The sequence below is a fragment of the Herbaspirillum sp. C7C8 genome (genome assembly GCF_022627875.1).
In the GTDB taxonomy this organism is placed as follows: domain Bacteria; phylum Pseudomonadota; class Gammaproteobacteria; order Burkholderiales; family Burkholderiaceae_D; genus Herbaspirillum.
In genome coordinates this window covers 108,770-125,756 of the sequence record NZ_JABXGG010000011.1, presented here as the reverse complement: position 1 = coordinate 125,756, position 16,987 = coordinate 108,770, and the positions used below count along the sequence as shown (strand labels likewise).

13 protein-coding genes are annotated in these 16,987 nt (G+C 63.6%); 8 read left to right on the top strand and 5 right to left on the bottom strand.

What is annotated here, in order from left to right:
- Nucleotides 1–115: 115 nt before the first annotated feature.
- Nucleotides 116–1,507 (bottom strand): methyl-accepting chemotaxis protein, encoded by a 1,392-nt coding sequence (locus HWE01_RS22870; RefSeq protein ID WP_283817517.1) that lies wholly within the window; start codon nt 1,505–1,507, stop codon nt 116–118.
- A gap of 357 nt (nt 1,508–1,864) precedes the next feature.
- On the opposite strand from HWE01_RS22870, the gene HWE01_RS14455 reads away from it, so the two are divergent.
- Nucleotides 1,865–2,995, top strand: coding sequence for a branched-chain amino acid ABC transporter substrate-binding protein (locus tag HWE01_RS14455; RefSeq protein WP_241822169.1), 1,131 nt, complete (start codon nt 1,865–1,867; stop codon nt 2,993–2,995).
- Between the two features lie 79 nt (nt 2,996–3,074).
- Here the strand turns inward: HWE01_RS14455 and ssb are convergent, their stop codons facing one another.
- Complete coding sequence (ssb, locus tag HWE01_RS14450; protein WP_241822168.1) at nt 3,075–3,596, bottom strand: single-stranded DNA-binding protein; 522 nt, start codon at nt 3,594–3,596, stop codon at nt 3,075–3,077.
- An 18-nt stretch (nt 3,597–3,614) separates the two neighbouring features.
- Nucleotides 3,615–4,856: an MFS transporter gene (locus tag HWE01_RS14445; RefSeq protein WP_241822167.1), complete on the bottom strand. Its 1,242-nt coding sequence runs from the start codon at nt 4,854–4,856 to the stop codon at nt 3,615–3,617.
- Between the two features lie 389 nt (nt 4,857–5,245).
- On the opposite strand from HWE01_RS14445, the gene uvrA reads away from it, so the two are divergent.
- On the top strand, nt 5,246–8,104 hold the full coding sequence (uvrA, locus tag HWE01_RS14440; RefSeq protein ID WP_008332131.1) for an excinuclease ABC subunit UvrA: 2,859 nt from the start codon (nt 5,246–5,248) through the stop codon (nt 8,102–8,104).
- Between the two features lie 170 nt (nt 8,105–8,274).
- Nucleotides 8,275–9,042 (top strand): phytanoyl-CoA dioxygenase family protein, encoded by a 768-nt coding sequence (locus HWE01_RS14435; protein WP_008332133.1) that lies wholly within the window; start codon nt 8,275–8,277, stop codon nt 9,040–9,042.
- Nucleotides 9,043–9,127: 85 nt separating this feature from the next.
- Here HWE01_RS14435 and HWE01_RS14430 read toward each other — a convergent pair whose 3' ends face one another.
- Complete coding sequence (locus tag HWE01_RS14430; RefSeq protein WP_008332134.1) at nt 9,128–10,783, bottom strand: methyl-accepting chemotaxis protein; 1,656 nt, start codon at nt 10,781–10,783, stop codon at nt 9,128–9,130.
- Nucleotides 10,784–11,011: 228 nt separating this feature from the next.
- On the bottom strand, nt 11,012–13,003 hold the full coding sequence (locus HWE01_RS14425) for a monovalent cation:proton antiporter family protein (protein ID WP_241822166.1): 1,992 nt from the start codon (nt 13,001–13,003) through the stop codon (nt 11,012–11,014).
- A gap of 361 nt (nt 13,004–13,364) precedes the next feature.
- On the opposite strand from HWE01_RS14425, the gene HWE01_RS14420 reads away from it, so the two are divergent.
- From HWE01_RS14420 to lptB, 5 genes are read left to right on the top strand one after another with little or no spacing between them, the layout of a single operon-like run.
- The gene (locus HWE01_RS14420) at nt 13,365–14,393 is read left to right on the top strand and encodes a KpsF/GutQ family sugar-phosphate isomerase (RefSeq protein WP_008332137.1); all 1,029 of its coding nucleotides are present in this window, start codon (nt 13,365–13,367) and stop codon (nt 14,391–14,393) included.
- Nucleotides 14,393–14,947 (top strand): KdsC family phosphatase, encoded by a 555-nt coding sequence (locus HWE01_RS14415; protein ID WP_008332138.1) that lies wholly within the window; start codon nt 14,393–14,395, stop codon nt 14,945–14,947. The genes HWE01_RS14420 and HWE01_RS14415 overlap by 1 nt, the downstream gene beginning before the upstream one ends.
- The gene (lptC, locus tag HWE01_RS14410) at nt 14,944–15,552 is read left to right on the top strand and encodes an LPS export ABC transporter periplasmic protein LptC (protein WP_008332140.1); all 609 of its coding nucleotides are present in this window, start codon (nt 14,944–14,946) and stop codon (nt 15,550–15,552) included. The genes HWE01_RS14415 and lptC overlap by 4 nt, the downstream gene beginning before the upstream one ends.
- Before the next feature lie 51 nt (nt 15,553–15,603).
- The gene (gene lptA, locus HWE01_RS14405; protein WP_008332141.1) at nt 15,604–16,212 is read left to right on the top strand and encodes a lipopolysaccharide transport periplasmic protein LptA; all 609 of its coding nucleotides are present in this window, start codon (nt 15,604–15,606) and stop codon (nt 16,210–16,212) included.
- A 2-nt stretch (nt 16,213–16,214) separates the two neighbouring features.
- Nucleotides 16,215–16,958 carry an LPS export ABC transporter ATP-binding protein gene (gene lptB, locus HWE01_RS14400; protein WP_008332143.1) on the top strand — a complete coding sequence of 248 codons (744 nt, stop codon included), beginning with the start codon at nt 16,215–16,217 and terminating at the stop codon, nt 16,956–16,958.
- Nucleotides 16,959–16,987 lie beyond the last annotated feature (29 nt).

Sequence of the window (16,987 nt, the reverse complement as noted above, 5' to 3'; positions counted from 1 at the left end):
AAGCTTCATCCTCGCGCAGACCGGGCGCCTGACCTGCCCGCATTGTCGGCACCCGCCTGAACGCTGCTTCATATCGCCCTCCAGCCCCCTCCCGGTGGGCACGGGCGCGGCCCCGCTAGTACGTCGCCAGCGCGCCTGGGACCGCCCTGGTCTTGAACGCCCCGACCAGTTCGCTGAGCTTGTGCGCCTGCCCCTGCATCGACTCGGCGGCGGCCGAGGCCTGCTCCACCAGGGCGGCATTCTGCTGGGTCACGTCATCCATCTGGCTGATCGCCTGCTGCACCTGCTCCACGCCGGCAGACTGCTCCTGGCTGGCCGAACTGATGTCGGCAATGATCTCGTTGACCCGCTGCACGCTGCTGACCACTTCGTCCATGGTGCTGCCGGCCTGGTTGACCAGGGTGCTGCCGGCATCGACCTTGCTGACCGAGTTGTCGATGAGTTCCTTGATTTCCTTGGCGGCCGCCGCCGAGCGTTGCGCCAGGCTGCGCACCTCGCTGGCCACCACCGCAAAGCCGCGCCCCTGCTCGCCGGCACGGGCCGCTTCGACGGCCGCGTTCAGGGCCAGGATGTTGGTCTGGAAGGCGATGCCATCGATCACGCCGATGATGTCGACGATCTTCCTCGACGAGGCATTGATGGCCCCCATCGTCTCCACCACCTGGGAAACCACGACCCCGCCGCGCTGTGCCACCGCTGAGGCGGCGCTGGCCAGTTCACTGGCCAGCCGGGCATTGCCGGCGTTCTGCTTGACGGTCGAGGTGATCTCTTCCATCGAGGAGGCGGTCTCTTCCAGCGAACTGGCTTGCTGCTCGGTGCGGGTGGACAGGTCCAGCGTGCCGGCAGCGATCTCGGTGGCCGAATTGTCGATGCGGTAGGCGCCGTCGCGCACATCGGTGACGATGGTCTGCAGGCCGGCCTGCATGCTGCGCAGCGCGTCCAGCAATTCGCCGGTCTCGCCCCGGATGTTGTCCTGGATCTCGGCGGTCAGGTCGCCCTGCGCCACCTGACGCGCCACCATGGCGGCATGCGCCAGCGGATCCCGGATGGCCTTGTAGACCAGCATGAGCGTACAGGCCAGCACCACCAGCGCCACGCCGATGAGGGTGTAGAAGATCATGGCCATCCTTGCCGAATGGGCTTGGGCCTGCTCGACCTGCGCCAGGGTGCGTGCATCGAGCATGGCAAAGAACTGGTCGACCGGGCGCATGATCCTGGCCTTGTTGACGTGATAGGCATGGTCGTGCATGAGCTGGCGCGCCTGTGCCAGGTCGGGTTCAGCGCGCCTGGTGAAGTTGCCCTGCGCATCTTCGTAGAGGCCCTTGACCATGTTCATGGCCACGGTCTCGGTCTTGACCAGGGCGTCCGAATTGGCCTTGGCCTCGGCCAGCTTTGCCAGCTCGGCCTCGGTGAAGCCGGCCTGGCGCATCAGGTCCAGCAGGGGCACGCTACGGCTACTGTCGGGGCGCGGCGGCTTGCCGTCGGCTGCCACGAAATCCCAATTCAATTAATTTGATTAAAAATGACAACAAAATGCCTAAATCGGTTTTTTAAATATATTTGGCGACTCAGAAAAATTCAATGATGAGCTCGGCGTTTTTTGCTTGAAAAAACAAGGATTTTCCTGATTGACGCCGCTGTGACGGGACGCCACAAAGCCGGGCGGCCGGCCTGCCAGAGAAGGCGCGGAGGGGAATAGTGGAAGGAAGCTGTGCTGGCGCATGGTTCAAGTGCACAGGGATGTGTATATTTTTGATCTGGTACCTGCGCAGGCAGGCAAGAACACCACAAGAACACGGGGCGCTACCGGTCCAGCCGGACCAAGGGGGATGAGATGTGGAGAAACATCGTGAGGAGGGCGGCCTTGCTCGTCTTCCTGCTGCCGCGGACGATTGCGCCCGCTGGCGCCGAAGAGCTCAGGCCGGTGACGCTGGGATTGAGTGCCTGGCTGACGCAACCCATTGTGCAGAGTGCCTGGCATGGGGCTGAGCTGGCCATCGAGGATGCCAATGCCCTGGCGGCCAGGAAGAAATCTTCCTATCGTTTCCGCCTGCTGGCCCAGGATGATCAGGGGACCGCCAATTTCGGAGTCAACGTCGCCCGTTACTTCATCAAGGAAAAAGTCGCCGGCGTCATCGGCCCATGGAGCAGCGATGCGGCCATGGCTGCGGCCGAACTCTACGAGGCGGCCCGCGTCCCGCAGATCGGCTTTACGGCCGGCACCAGCCAGTGGACCAGCCAGGGCCACCGCATGCCGTTCCGGGTGGTCGGCGGTACCGCCGACGTGGGCGCGACGATGGCCGAGGTGGTGGTCAACACGCTGAAAGGGAAACGGATCTTCGTGATCCACAACGATTCGGCCTACAGCAATGCACTTACCGATGAACTGACGACCCGCCTGGTCAACCAGCCTGCACTGACGACCACCCGCTATCTGGTCGGGCGCCGCAGCACCGACTTCAACGCCGCCATCAAGGCGGCCAGCCAGTTTCAGGCCGATGTGATCGTGTTCCTGGCACTGTTTCCGCAGGCGTCGGCTTTTGTGGAGGAGGTCCGGCGCGCCGGGCTGCAGGCCCGGATGCTGCTGGTGGGCGGCGCATCCACGCTGTCATTCGGCCAGGCCGCCCTGCCACAGGCGTATGTATTGGAATATGAACTGGCGCCCGAACATTGCCCGCGCTGGAAACGCTTTACCCAGACGTATGTGAATCGGTTCAGGGAGGCGCCCAGTCCCTACTCCTACTATGCCTATGACGCCGCCAGCATGCTGGCCGCAGCCATCCTGCAGAACAACTCGACCGATGGCGAACGGATCGCCGCCAGCTTGCGCGGCATGCGCCATGCGGGCCTGAGCGGGCCGATCAGTTTTACGGCCAGCGGCGCCAAGGCGGCGCCGCGCTTCCGGCTGTATCGGTATGAGTATCAGAACAAGGGACAGTGGCACCAGGTGAGCGTATTTCCACACCGGGCGGGGCTCAACGAGAAATGTCAGTGAGCGGGACCTGCAAAGTAAAAGGCCCGCTCCCAAGGGAAGCGAGCCTGTCGACTGTCGGGTGCCAGAAAACGAGGTCCGTTCAGAACGGGATATCGTCATCCATATCCGAGAAGTTCGCTGCCGGGCGCTGGGCCGGCTGCTGGCGCGGTGCGCCGCCAGCTGCTGCGCCACCGCCGGCGCTCTGGCGCGGCGCAGCGCCGCCGTAGCTGCCGCCACCGCCGCCATAACCACCTTCATCCATGCCGCCACTGCCGCCGCCGGCACCCTGACGGCCGCCCAGCATCTGCATGGTGTCCGCGATGATTTCGGTGGTATAGCGCTCCACGCCTTCCTTGTCCTGCCACTTGCGGGTCTGCAGGCGGCCTTCGACGTAGATCTGCGAACCTTTCTTCAGGTACTGGCCGGCGATTTCAGCCAGCTTGCGGTAGAAGGTGATGCGGTGCCATTCGGTGAGCTCCTTCTTTTCGCCGGTGTTCTTGTCCTTCCAGCTTTCGGTCGTGGCGACGGCGATGTTGGTGACGGCTTCGCCGTTGGGCATGTAGCGCGTTTCCGGATCGCGCCCGAGATTGCCGACGATGATGACTTTGTTGACCGATGCCATTGTTTCTCCTGAATACGTTTAGGCTGTTGCACCCGCCGCCTGCGCAGCGCGGCGCGGCAGGTTTTTCATGTTAGCCGCGATTATAAGCCAGGTCAGCGTGAGGGCGGCTGAGAGAAGGAATACGGCGGAATTCCCCACATTTTGTTTGAGCCAGCCGCCCAGCGCCCCGCCGCAGGACAGTCCCAGCGCCTGCAAGGTGTTGTAGACGCCCAGCGCCGCGCCCTTGGCTGCCGGCGGCGCAATGCGCGACACCAGCGAAGGCTGGGCCGCCTCCAGAATATTGAAGGCCACGAAGAACAGGAACAGCAGCGCCACCAGCATCCACACCCGCGCCAGGGGATGCGAGAGCACCGCCCAGAAGCCCAGCTGCACCAGCAGCATCAGGCTGATGGCGCCGACGAAAACTGGCTTCATGCGGCCATATTTCTCGGCCACGATGATGGGGGGCAGCATCAGCACGAAGGAGGCCAGGACCACCGGCAGATAGATCTTCCAGTGTTCCCCCAGCGGTATGCCGGCCAGTTGCACCAGGGCCGCCGGCACCACCATGAACATGGCGACCTGGGTCAGGTGCAGCGTGAAGACGCCGAAATTGAGCCGCAGCAGTTCGGCATGGCGCAAGACCTCGGCCAGGGGAACGCGACGCGCCTGCACCATCGGCGCGGCCGGGACCACCCAGATCACCACCACGATGGCGATCAGCGACAGGATGCCGGTCAGGCCGAAGATGCCGCCCATGCCGATGGACTTGTAGAGCAGCGGCGAGGCCACCATCGAGACGGCAAAGGTCACCCCGATGGAAGCGCCCACCATCGCCATGGCCTTGGTGCGATGTTCCTCCCGGGTGGAATCGGCGATGAAGGCAGTGATGGCCGCCGAAATCGCCCCCGAGCCCTGCAACGCACGGCCAATCAGCAACCACAGCACATTGTGCGCACCAGCGGCCACGAAGGAGCCCAGGGCGAACAGCAGCAGGCCGATGACGATGATGCGCTTGCGTCCGTAGCGGTCGGAGGCGATGCCGTAGGGAATCTGCCCGCAGGCCTGGGCCAGGCCATAGATGCCCAGGGCGATGCCGACCAGGGTGTCGCTGTCGCCGCCGGGCAGGCTGTGTGCGTGCACCGCAAACACCGGAAGGACCAGGAACAGGCCAAGCATGCGCAAGGAAAAAATGGAGGCAAGAGAAACGCTGGCGCGCACCTCGGCGCGCGACATGCCGGATTTTTCGGGCTGTGCGGTGGAACGGGTGTGGTGGGACATACGGTTCGTGGCTGGCGTTGGCGGCGCCCGGCTCGACATGGGAGCCGGACTGCGAGGCAAAAGCATTATGGTAACAGGATAGTCCCGCCCACCGGCAGCAGCGCAAGGCCGATTCATTCCCGGCTGGCGGGATTGATGTGCTTTCATGTCCTGCATCCATCGCCGAAAACCTGCCGCTTGCGATTTCCTGCGGCATTGGCGCTACACGTCCGGGCTTGTTGCACTGTCGCGCTTTGAATCTGCCGATCCATGCCCACATGCGTTTTCTGCCGCTGCAGCCCTGCCTGCCGGCCCTTCGCAGTCCTGTTATAGTTACATGTTGTCCCATCGCTGCTCCGCACAAGGCGTCATCGCATGCGGGGGCAGGCAACCCCTAGCTGAAGGCATCCATGGAAGAAATTCGCATTCGCGGCGCGCGCACGCACAATCTCAAGAATATCAACCTAGACCTCCCCCGCAACAAGCTCATCGTCATCACCGGTCTGTCCGGTTCGGGCAAGTCCTCGCTGGCCTTCGATACGCTGTATGCCGAGGGGCAACGCCGCTACGTGGAGTCGCTGTCAGCCTATGCGCGCCAGTTCCTGCAACTGATGGAAAAACCCGATGTGGACATGATCGAAGGTCTGTCCCCGGCCATCTCCATCGAACAGAAGGCGACCTCGCACAACCCGCGCTCCACCGTGGGCACCGTCACCGAGATCCACGACTACCTGCGCCTGCTGTACGCCCGCGTCGGTACGCCCTACTGCCCCGACCACCCCGAGCATCCCCTGGAGGCGCAGTCGGTCTCGCAGATGGTCGATGCCGTGCTGGCCCTGCCGGAAGACACCAAGCTGATGATCATGGCCCCGGTGGTGGCCAACCGCAAGGGCGAGCATGCCGACCTGTTCGAAGAGATGCAGGCCCAGGGCTTCGTGCGCTTCCGCATCCAGAGCGGCACCGGCACGGCCAAGGTCTATGAAGTCGACGAGCTGCCCAAGCTGAAGAAGACCGAGAAGCACACCATCGACGTCGTCATCGACCGCGTCAAGGTCAAGGCGGAGATCAAGCAGCGCCTGGCCGAAAGCTTCGAAACCGCGCTGCGCCTGGCCGATGGCCGGGCCATTGCGCTGGAAATGGACAGCGGCAAGGAACACCTGTATTCCAACAAGTTCGCCTGCCCCATCTGCGGCTATTCGCTGCAGGAGCTGGAGCCGCGCCTGTTCTCCTTCAACAACCCCATGGGTGCCTGCCCCGAATGCGATGGCCTGGGCCATATCGAGTTCTTCGATCCCAAGCGCATCGTCGCCTTCCCCAACCTGTCGCTGGCCTCGGGCGCCATCAAGGGCTGGGACCGCCGCAACCAGTTCTACTTCCAGATGCTCACCAGCATCGCCGCCTTCTATGATTTCGACCTCGATGTGCCCTTCGAGCAGCTCGACGACAAGGCACAGCAAGTGGTGCTGTACGGCTCGGGCCGCCAGACCATTCCGTTCGCCTACGTCAACGAGCGTGGCCGCACCGTGGTCAAGGAGCATACCTTCGAAGGCGTGGTCAACAACCTGCAGCGTCGCTATCGCGAAACCGATTCGATGGCGGTCAAGGAAGAGCTGGCCAAGTTCATCAACGAGAAGCAGTGCCCGTCCTGCCACGGCGCCCGCCTGCGGGTGGAAGCGCGCTATGTGAAGGTGGGCAGCGGCAAGCAGCAGCGTGCCATCTACGAAGTCGCCGCCACGCCGCTGCGCGAGACCCTGTCCTTCTTCGAGACCCTGAAGCTGACCGGCGCCAAGAAGGAAATCGCCGATCGCATCATCAAGGAAATCGTCTCGCGCCTGACCTTCCTCAACAACGTCGGTCTCGATTACCTCTCGCTGGAACGCAGCGCCGACACGCTCTCGGGCGGCGAAGCCCAGCGTATCCGCCTGGCCTCGCAGATCGGCTCGGGCCTGACCGGCGTGATGTATGTGCTCGATGAACCCTCCATCGGCCTGCACCAGCGCGACAATGATCGCTTGATCGAAACCCTCAAGCACCTGCGCGACATCGGCAATACCGTGCTGGTGGTGGAGCACGACGAAGACGCCATCCGCACCGCCGACTACGTGGTCGACATGGGCATCGGCGCGGGCGTGCATGGCGGCGACGTGATCGCCCATGGTTCGCTGCCGGACATCCTCAAGAACAAGAAGTCGCTGACCGCCAAGTACCTCAACGGCTCGCTGGAAATCGCCGTGCCCAAGAAGCGCACGCCCTGCGATGAATCGCGCATGCTGACCATCACCGGTGCCACCGGCAACAACCTCAAGAATGTCGATCTGGAACTGCCGGTGGGTCTCTTGACCTGCGTGACCGGGGTATCCGGTTCAGGCAAGTCGACGCTGGTCAATGACACGCTGTACCTGTCGGCAGCACGCCACCTGTACGGTTCGCAGACCGAACCGGCCGAGCACGAAGCCATCGGCGGACTGGAACACTTCGACAAGGTGATCGCCGTGGACCAGGCACCGATCGGCCGCACGCCGCGCTCCAACCCGGCCACCTACACGGGCCTGTTCACGCCGATCCGCGACCTGTTCGCCACCGTGCCCATGGCCAAGGAACGCGGCTACAGCGCCGGGCGCTTCTCCTTCAACGTCAAGGGTGGCCGCTGCGAAGCCTGCCAGGGCGATGGCGTGATCAAGGTGGAAATGCACTTCCTGCCGGACGTGTACGTGCCCTGCGATGTCTGCCACGGCAAGCGCTACAACCGCGAAACACTGGAAGTGCAATACAAGGGCAAGAACATCACCGAGATCCTCGACATGACGGTGGAAGACGCGCACGAATTCTTCAAACCCGTGCCGCTGATCGCCCGCAAACTGCAGACCCTGCTCGATGTGGGCCTGGGCTACATCAAGCTGGGCCAGAGCGCGACCACCCTCTCGGGGGGCGAGGCGCAGCGCGTGAAGCTGTCGCTGGAACTGTCCAAGCGCGATACCGGCCGCACGCTCTACATCCTGGATGAACCGACCACCGGCCTGCACTTCCACGATATCGACCTGCTGCTCAAGGTGATCCATCGCCTGCGCGACCAGGGCAATACGGTGACCATCATCGAGCACAATCTGGACGTCATCAAGACCGCCGACTGGATCATCGACCTCGGTCCCGAAGGGGGGGCCGGCGGTGGCCGCATCGTCGCCGCAGGCACGCCTGAGGACGTGGCCAAGAATCCTGCCAGCGTCACCGGCAAGTACCTGGGCCCGCTGCTGAAGAAGAAGTCGAAGTAAAAAAGAAGTCCGGAATTGCGCCCGCGCAAACGATACAGAAATGGCGCGCATCTGTATCTTGCGCTGCGCCGGCCATGGCATACAGTCATGCACCTGGTCGCCATCCGGCGCACAATGAAGGCTGGCCCGTCCGTCATGGACGGGCGGCCGTGCAACCCCGAAAGTCCATCATGTCGAACCCGCTGTCACCCGCCCAGGTCGCCTTCTTCCGCGAACAGGGCTATCTCCTGCTCAAGGGCATGGTCCCTGACGCCCTGCGCGAGCGCCTGCTCGCCGTCACCCAGGATCATCTGCAACGTGCCGTCGCCCCGCTGGAGTATGAGGCCGAGGTCGGCTACGAAGGCGCTCCCGTTTCGCTGGAAGCCGAAGGAGGCCGTACCGCCCGCCGTCTGCGCGCAGCCTGGCAGCGGGATCCGGTGTACCGCGAATGGGCTGCCGATGCGCAACTGGTGGCCATGCTGCATCAACTGTTCGAGGAACCGGTGTGCCTCACCCTGGCGCATCACAACTGCATCATGACCAAGCATCCGGCCTTCGGCACCGCCACCGGCTGGCATCGCGACATCCGCTACTGGTCCTTCCCGCGCAATGACCTGATTTCGGTGTGGCTGGCGCTAGGCGCGGAAACACCGGAAAACGGCGCACTCAAGTTCATCCCCGGTTCACACAAGCTCAAGCTGCAGCCGCAACAGATGGACGAACTCGATTTCCTGCGCCCGGACGTGCCGGCCAACCAGGCCCTGTTTGCACAAGGGATCGCGCTGTCACTGGAGCCCGGTGACGTCGTGCTGTTCCATAGCGGCCTGTTCCATGCCGCCGGGCGCAACGATAGCGAACAGGTCAAGTGTTCGGCCGTGTTCGCCTATCACGGCAAGAGCAACCCGCCCTTGCCGGGCACCCGTTCGGCGGCGTCCGAGGATGTGGCCCTGGACAGTTGATACGACTGTACTGGTTGGAAATTGATCACTGTACCGGCAAGGTTGGAAAACCTTGCCGGTACGGTAAGACGCTGTAACAGGTCTGTCAGCGAAGCAGCAAGCCACCCGTACCCGGCAAGGCGACCGCTGCCGGTGCCGCCCCCGTGACAGCCGTGCGTGATGCCAGCGCCGGCGATGCCGCTGCGCCGGTCACCACCGCGCCTCCCAAGCGGAACACGCTGACCGCCTCGGTCAGCCGTGCCGCCTGTTCCTGCATCGACTGGGCCGCCGCTGCGGCCTGCTCCACCAAGGCGGCGTTCTGCTGCGTGGTCTCATCCATCTGGGTGATGGCGTTGTTGACTTCCTCGATGCCCTGGCTCTGCTCCTGTCCGGCCGCACTGATGTCGGTGACCACTTCGCTCACGCGCTGCACGCTCCTGACGACCTCATCGATGGTCTGGCCGGCCTGCGCCACCAGCGCGCTGCCACTGCCCACGCGGGTCACCGAATCATCGATCAAGACCTTGATCTCCTTGGCGGCCGCTGCCGAACGCTGGGCCAGCGAGCGCACTTCCGAGGCCACTACCGCAAACCCGCGCCCCTGCTCACCGGCGCGCGCCGCTTCCACGGCGGCATTCAAGGCCAGGATGTTGGTCTGGAAGGCGATGCCATCGATCACGCTGATGATGTCGACGATCTTGCTGGACGAGTGGTTGATGGAACTCATGGTATCGACCACCTGACGCACCACTTCCCCGCCGCGCACCGCCACTGCGGAGGCGGACTGCGCCAGTTCCTTGGCCTGTTGGGCGTTGTCGGCGTTGTGGCGCACGGTGGAGGTCAGCTGCTCCATGGCGGAGGCGGTTTCTTCCAGCGCACCAGCCTGCTGCTCGGTGCGCGAGGAGAGGTCGAGGTTGCCCTGCGCGATCTCGCTGGAGGCCGTGGCGATGGTGTCCGTACTCAGACGCACCTGGCCCACGATGCCCTGCAGGTTTTCGTTCATCTGTCGCAGCGCCTGCATCAGCTGGCCTGTTTCATCCTGGCTGTGTACCTCGATCTGCTGGGTGAGATCGCCCGCTGCCACCGCCTGCGCCACCTTCACGGCGCGCTGCAGGGGACGTGAAATGGCCCGTACCAGCAGTACGCCCATGAGCAGTGCCACGATCAGACCGGCGCCCATCGTCACGCCCATCACGACCAGCAAGGTCTGGTAGCGCTGCTGTGCCTGTTCATGCAGCTCGCGGCCCACGGTGCGCTGCAAGTCCATCAGTTGTGCCAGTGTGGCGTGCGCATCGGTATAGAGCTTGAGCATGGCGCCACCAGACAGTTCGATGGCCCCCTGGAAATCGCGGTTGCGCAAGGCATCGGCGGCGGCCTTGACGCCATCGGTGGCGAACTTCCGACGCTGGGGTATGAGCTTCTCCAGCAGTGCGCGCTCATCACTGTTGAGCTGGGTGTCTTGATATTGCTTGAGGACGGCGTCGTTGGCCTTGAGGGCTTTCTCGATCTTGTCCATGTTGGCGTCAATGTCGCCGGAGTCGCCCGCGATGGAGGTGGAGATGCCGTTGCGCGCCGCATCCAGTGCGGCCGACATGCGCTCCAGTTGAGAGAAGGCGACCAGTCGGTCTTCATAGAGCGAGCGCATCTGGGCATTGGTCGAGCGCAGACCGACCAGGCCCACTACGCCCGAGGCGACCAGCAGCAGCGCCAGAAAACCGATGACGAAAATCAGGCGTGCCCTGATGGTGAGTTTGCTGAACATGTTCCTCCCGGACTTCACTTTTGTTTTCTCTACAACGGATTCATTGTGTGGACCCGTAGTCCTGATGCGTGCAGGGAAGCGATATGGTCGCTTCCCTGCCGCCCGGAAACACTAGCATTTCCCGTACCAGGGGAACAGGTGTGCGAAGGCGCAAGTGAATATTTATTTTTGGCAGGCTGGAATGATGAGCTGACCTGCTGAAGTCCGCCGGATCGTCTGCCGGATCGGCTATTTGCTGAGCAGACGCTTTTCGGCCCGCAGGATGCTTTCGGAACTGCCGCGCAGCACCACGATGTCGCCCGCCATCAGAACGGTATTCTCGGGGGATTCCAGGCGTTGCTTTCCGCGCCGCAACATGGCGACTTCGGCACCGCATTGGGTGGGCAGGTCGATCTCGGCCAGGGTATGACCGACTGCACTGGCACCGCCGATCAGCGTCACCGATTGCAGACGCACGTTCATGCCCACGCCATCGGCCTCGGCGTCCGACATGCCGTGGAAATAACCACGCAGCGAGGCGTAACGTTCATCGCGCGCATCCTGCACCCGGTGCACCACCCGGCGCAGCGGAACACCCAGCATCACCAGTGCGTGCGAGGCCAGCATGAGGCTGCCTTCCAGTGCTTCCGGCACGACTTCGGTGGCCCCCGCGGCCAGCAGTTTTTCCAGGTCGGCATCGTCGTGGCTGCGCACGATGACGGGCAACTCGGGTTCCAGTTCGTGGGCGTGATGCAGGACCTTCAGCGCCGAGGGCGTGCTGGCATAGGTCACCACCAGCGCCGCCGCGCGGTGGATGCCGGCGGCGACCAGGCTCTCGCGCCGTGCCGCATCGCCGTAGGAGACATTGGCCCCCCCGTTGCGGGCGTCCTGCACCAGTTCCGGGTCCATCTCCAGCGCATGATAGGCGATACCCTCCTCTTCCAGCAGGCGCGCCAGGCTCTGGCCACTGCGGCCGAAGCCGGCGATGATCACGTGCTTCTGCACACCCATGGTGCGGGTCGCCAGTTGCGTCAGGGCCAGCGATTGCAACATCCATTCATTGGCGGAGAACTTCATGACGATGGCATCGGACTTGGCCAGGATGAAGGGCGTGGCCAGCATCGACAGCACCATCGCCGCCAGGATCACCTGAATGAGCATGGGATCGACCAGCTTGAGACCACCGGCCTGGCTCAACAGCACGAAGCCGAATTCCCCCGCCTGCGCCAGGCCCAGGCCCACGCGCAGCGCCACGCCGGTGGTCGAACCGAACAGGCGCGCCAGTCCGGCGATGAGGGCGAACTTGAGCAGCACCGGTCCGGTCAGCAGGAGCAGCACCAGGAACCAGTGATCGACCAGCGTACGCACATTGAGCAGCATGCCGATGGTGATGAAGAACAAGCCCAGCAGCACATCGCGGAAGGACTTGATGTCTTCTTCCACCTGGTGCTTGAACTCGGTCTCGGAAATGAGCATGCCGGCGATGAAGGCGCCCAGGGCCAGCGACAGGCCGGCCTTCTCGGTGATCCATGCCGCACCCAGCGTAATCAACAGCAGGTTGAGCATGAACAATTCCTGCGAGCGCCGCTTGACCACGATGCGGAACCAGCCGCGCATGAGCTTGCTGCCGAAGAACAGCAGCAGCGCCAGCACCACCAACGCCTTGCCCACCGCCCAGCCCAGCGTGACCATGATGTTGCCGGAATTGTTGGCCAGCGCCGGGACCACGATGAGCAACGGCACCAGCGCCAGGTCCTGGAACAGCAGCACGCCGAGGATGCGGCGACCGTGTTCGGTTTCCAGTTCCAGCCGTTCGGTCAGCAGCTTGGAGACGATGGCCGTGGAGGACATGGTCAGCGCCCCGCCCAGCGCGAAGGCCGCCTGCCAGCTCACGTTGGCGAACTGCGGCAACACCATCGCCGCCCCCCAGGCCAGCAGCATGGTGGCGGCGATGGTCGCAGCCACCTGCGCCACGCCCAGGCCGAAGACGATGTGGCGCATGGCCGAGAGCTTGGAGAGCGAAAACTCCAGCCCGATGGAAAACATCAGAAATACCACGCCGAATTCGGCCAGGGCATGGGTGGTTTCATTGTCCTCGGCAAAGGCCAGACCGTGCGGGCCGATGATGATGCCCACGACCAGGTAGCCCAGCATGGGCGGCAGCTGCATCATGCGGAAGGCGACCACGCCGAGCACCGCCGCAGCCAGAAGGAAAAGGGTCAGTTCCAGTCCGGAAAACATTGCTGTTGGGTTTCTAGTCAAAAGCCGCCGCAGACGGCGGGTTCGATGTGAATAAATTGGCAACGCACCAGCAAATGGCAGTTCATCCAGCCAGCGTGCAGAGTGAAGGAAAATACCGGGCGGCGACCAGAAGAAACGCCGTAGAATTCATACGTGTAGCGCCACAACAGCAGAGTTATTCACCACCGCAGAGTACCCTCTGCCCCTGTTGCGATGCCATTCGCCATCCCCGTCCTGGCCGGGAATCCCCCGTGGCTGCGGTGCTGCGGTGCGACGCAACGCGGCGCTTGGCATCAAATCCGGCAGCATTCCCTTACATCTGGCAAGTTTTTTGCTTTGCTAATTCGTTTATACTTCGGTTATGAGTGTAACCGATGACAAAACCACGCCTGCATCTTTTTCGGCCGGGGCTGCCCGTCGCGCCATCGACCTGGCACGCCAGACCCTGCAGATCGAAGCCGATGCCATCCTGGCACTGAAAGACCGCCTGCGCGACGACAGCGCCGAGCCATTGGCGCGGGCCGTGCAAGCCGTGCTGCAATGCGAAGGCCGCGCCGTCGTCTCGGGGATCGGCAAATCCGGCCACATCGGCCGCAAGATGGCCGCCACGCTGGCCTCTACCGGTACCCCCGCGCTCTTCATGCACCCGGCCGAGGCCGCGCATGGTGACCTGGGCATGGTGACGGCACGTGATGTCTTCATCGCCATTTCCAATTCCGGCGAAACGGCCGAGCTGCTGGCCATCGTTCCCATCATCAAGCGCATGGGCACGGTGATCATCGCCATGACCGGCAACGACGACTCCTCCCTGGCCAGGCTGGCCGCCGTGCACCTCAACGTCGGCGTGGCCAAGGAAGCCTGTACCCTCAACCTGGCCCCGACGGCCAGCACCACGGCTACCCTGGCCATGGGCGATGCGCTGGCGGTGTCGCTGCTGGACGCACGCGGTTTCGTCGAGGAGGATTTTGCCCGCTCCCACCCCGGTGGTGCGCTGGGCCGGCGCCTGCTGACCCACGTGCGCGACGTCATGCGCAGCGGCGAAGCGATTCCCGCCGTGCGTCCGGATGTGTCGCTCTCGGCCGCGCTGATGGAAATCACGCGCAAGGGCATGGCCATGACCGCCGTGGTCGATGAGCAATTCCGGCCCATCGGCGTGTTCACCGATGGCGACCTGCGCCGTCTGCTGGAGCGCGGTACGGACTTCACCAGGTTCCGTATCGCCGATGTCATGCACGCCCATCCGCAGACCGTCCAGCAGGACCAACTGGCGGTGGACGCGGTGCAGCTCATGGAACAGTTCCGCATCAACCAGCTGCTGGTCACCGATGCGGACGGCGTGCTCACGGGCGCGCTGCACATCCACGACCTGACTCGCGCCAAGGTGATCTGATGAACGCGCCAGCCTTCGCCAGCACCCTGCCCGCTGCAGCACTCGCCAAGGCGGCCGCGATCCGCCTGATGATCTTCGACGTCGACGGGGTACTGACCGATGCCGGTCTGTACTACGGCGACGAGGGGGAAGTCTTCAAGCGCTTCAACGCCCTCGACGGCCACGGCATCAAGATGATGCAGCAGTACGGTACTGCCGCCGCCATCATCACCGCGCGCCAGTCTCCCTACGTGTTGCGCCGCGCGCGCGACCTGGGCATTGCCCATGTGTTCCAGGGCATCCATGACAAGCGCCAGGCCTTCGAACAATTGCTGCAGCAAGTACAGCTCACCCCGCAGGAGTGCGGCTACCTGGGTGACGACATCATCGACCTGCCGGTGCTGACCCGCGTGGGTTTCAAGGCCTGCGTGGCCAACGGTCATCGTGAGGTGAAATCGCGCAGCGACTATGTCACGCAGGCCGCCGGCGGCCATGGCGCGGTGCGCGAGATCTGCGACCTGGTACTGGCCGCACAAGGCAACTACGAGGCGGCGCTGGCGCCGTACCTGACATGAGCGGGCGCAGCGGCGAACGCCAGGCCGAACGCATCCGCCTGGCGGTGATCCTGGTGATCCTGATCGCGGCGGCCCTGGGCAGCTTCTGGGTCATGCAGGTCATGCGCGCCTCCGGCGACCAGCAGCCGGCGCAGCGTCCGCGCGGCAAACCCGACTACTATCTGGAAAACTTCAGCTACGTGAAGATGGGTCCGACCGGCCTGCCGCGCTATGACGTTTCCGGCGTCAAGATGGTGCACTTCCCCAGCGATGACTCCTTCGAGATCACCAAGCCGGTGGTGCACAACCTGGACCAGAACCAGGCGCCCATGCAGCTCTATTCGGATACCGCACGGGTCACCGACGACCAGACCCAGATCCACATGTACGGCAATGCCAATGCAATCCGCGCGCCCTACAAGGGCCGCGAAGAAATGCACCTGGTCTCGCAATACCTGCTGCTGTTGCCCGATGATGAAATCGTCAAGACCGACAAGCCGGTCGCCATGACCATGGGGACCACGCGCCTCAATGGGGTGGGCATGGTGGCCAACAATGCGACGCAGGTGGTGCAGCTGCTCGGCAATGTACGCGGCTATTACGAGCCCGCACCGAAGAAACGCTAAGCCGGTTCAGTCCCGGACAAGAACGCCAAGAATCGAACAGACAGGAAACCAATGAAACGCTCACTCTTACTGCCGATGCTGATGCTGGCTGCCGTGTGCGGTGTGGCCAACGCCGAGAAGGCGGACTCCACCAAGCCCACCAACATCGAGGCAGACCAGATGGTCTATGACGACGTGCGCCAGGTGAAGACCTTCACCGGCAACGTCGTGATGACACGTGGCACCCTGATCATCAAGGCCGGCCGCGTGGTATTGACGACCGATCAGTACGGTTATGAAAATGCGGTGCTGTATGCCGCGCCTGGTGCGCTGGCAACCTTCCGCCAGAAGCGTGACGGCGGCCCCAATCTGTGGATCGAAGGCCAGGCCGAGCGCATCGAGTATTCGGAGCAGACGGAAGTGTCCAAGCTGTTCCAGCGCGCCCACATCCAGCGCATGGACGGCGACCGCATCACCGATGAAGTCAACGGCGAATTCATTTCCTATGACAGCCGCGCCGAATTCTATTCGGTCAACAACACTGCCAGCGGCCAGAGCAAGCCGGGCGCGGGCCGCATCACGGCCGTGATCCAGCCCAAGAACCCGCCGCCGGCCACGGACGCCCAGCCCGCAGCACCGGCCCAGCCGGCAGCGCGTCGTCAGAACGGAAAGGACCAGTAAGGATGGTAGCCAGTTCGCTGGTCGTTCGCGGCCTGAAGAAAAGTTACGGCGCGCGCCAGGTGGTGCGCGATGTCTCGATGGAAGTGCGCAGCGGCGAAGTGGTCGGCCTGCTCGGCCCCAATGGTGCCGGCAAGACCACCTCGTTCTACATGATCGTGGGGCTGGTACCCTCCGATGGCGGCGAGATCGACCTGGATGGCGCGCCCATTTCGCGCATGCCCATTCACAAGCGCGCCACCATGGGCCTATCCTACCTGCCGCAGGAAGCCTCGGTGTTTCGCAAGCTGACGGTGGAAGACAACATCCGCGCCGTGCTGGAGCTGCGCCAGGAAGACGGCAAGCCGCTCTCGCGCGATGAAATCGAGGGCCGCCTCAACAACCTGCTGCACGAACTGCAGATCGAAAAGCTGCGCGAAAGCCAGGCCCTGTCACTGTCGGGCGGTGAGCGCCGACGCGTCGAGATCGCTCGCGCGCTGGCCACCGATCCGCGCTTCGTGCTGCTCGATGAACCGTTTGCCGGTATCGACCCGATTGCGGTGATCGAGATCCAGCGTATCGTGCGCTTCCTCAAGGAGCGTGGCATCGGCGTGCTCATCACCGACCACAACGTGCGCGAGACGCTGGGCATCTGCGATCGCGCCTACATCATCAACCAGGGCACGGTGCTGGCCAGCGGCAATCCGGAAGAGATCATTGCCAACGAGTCGGTACGCCGCGTCTATCTGGGCGAGCACTTCCGCATGTAAGCAGCACAGTCGCCCTACGTATCGAGCAT

What these genes read in the sequence shown, in the direction of transcription:
- ssb (WP_241822168.1), bottom strand. Translation starts at nt 3,596, where the DNA reads ATGGCATCGGTCAACAAAGTCATCATCGTCGGCAATCTCGGGCGCGAT.
- HWE01_RS14445 (WP_241822167.1), bottom strand. Translation starts at nt 4,856, where the DNA reads ATGTCCCACCACACCCGTTCCACCGCACAGCCCGAAAAATCCGGCATG.
- uvrA (WP_008332131.1), top strand. Translation starts at nt 5,246, where the DNA reads ATGGAAGAAATTCGCATTCGCGGCGCGCGCACGCACAATCTCAAGAAT.
- HWE01_RS14435 (WP_008332133.1), top strand. Translation starts at nt 8,275, where the DNA reads ATGTCGAACCCGCTGTCACCCGCCCAGGTCGCCTTCTTCCGCGAACAG.
- HWE01_RS14430 (WP_008332134.1), bottom strand. Translation starts at nt 10,783, where the DNA reads ATGTTCAGCAAACTCACCATCAGGGCACGCCTGATTTTCGTCATCGGT.
- HWE01_RS14425 (WP_241822166.1), bottom strand. Translation starts at nt 13,003, where the DNA reads ATGTTTTCCGGACTGGAACTGACCCTTTTCCTTCTGGCTGCGGCGGTG.
- HWE01_RS14420 (WP_008332137.1), top strand. Translation starts at nt 13,365, where the DNA reads ATGAGTGTAACCGATGACAAAACCACGCCTGCATCTTTTTCGGCCGGG.
- HWE01_RS14415 (WP_008332138.1), top strand. Translation starts at nt 14,393, where the DNA reads ATGAACGCGCCAGCCTTCGCCAGCACCCTGCCCGCTGCAGCACTCGCC.
- lptC (WP_008332140.1), top strand. Translation starts at nt 14,944, where the DNA reads ATGAGCGGGCGCAGCGGCGAACGCCAGGCCGAACGCATCCGCCTGGCG.
- lptA (WP_008332141.1), top strand. Translation starts at nt 15,604, where the DNA reads ATGAAACGCTCACTCTTACTGCCGATGCTGATGCTGGCTGCCGTGTGC.
- lptB (WP_008332143.1), top strand. Translation starts at nt 16,215, where the DNA reads ATGGTAGCCAGTTCGCTGGTCGTTCGCGGCCTGAAGAAAAGTTACGGC.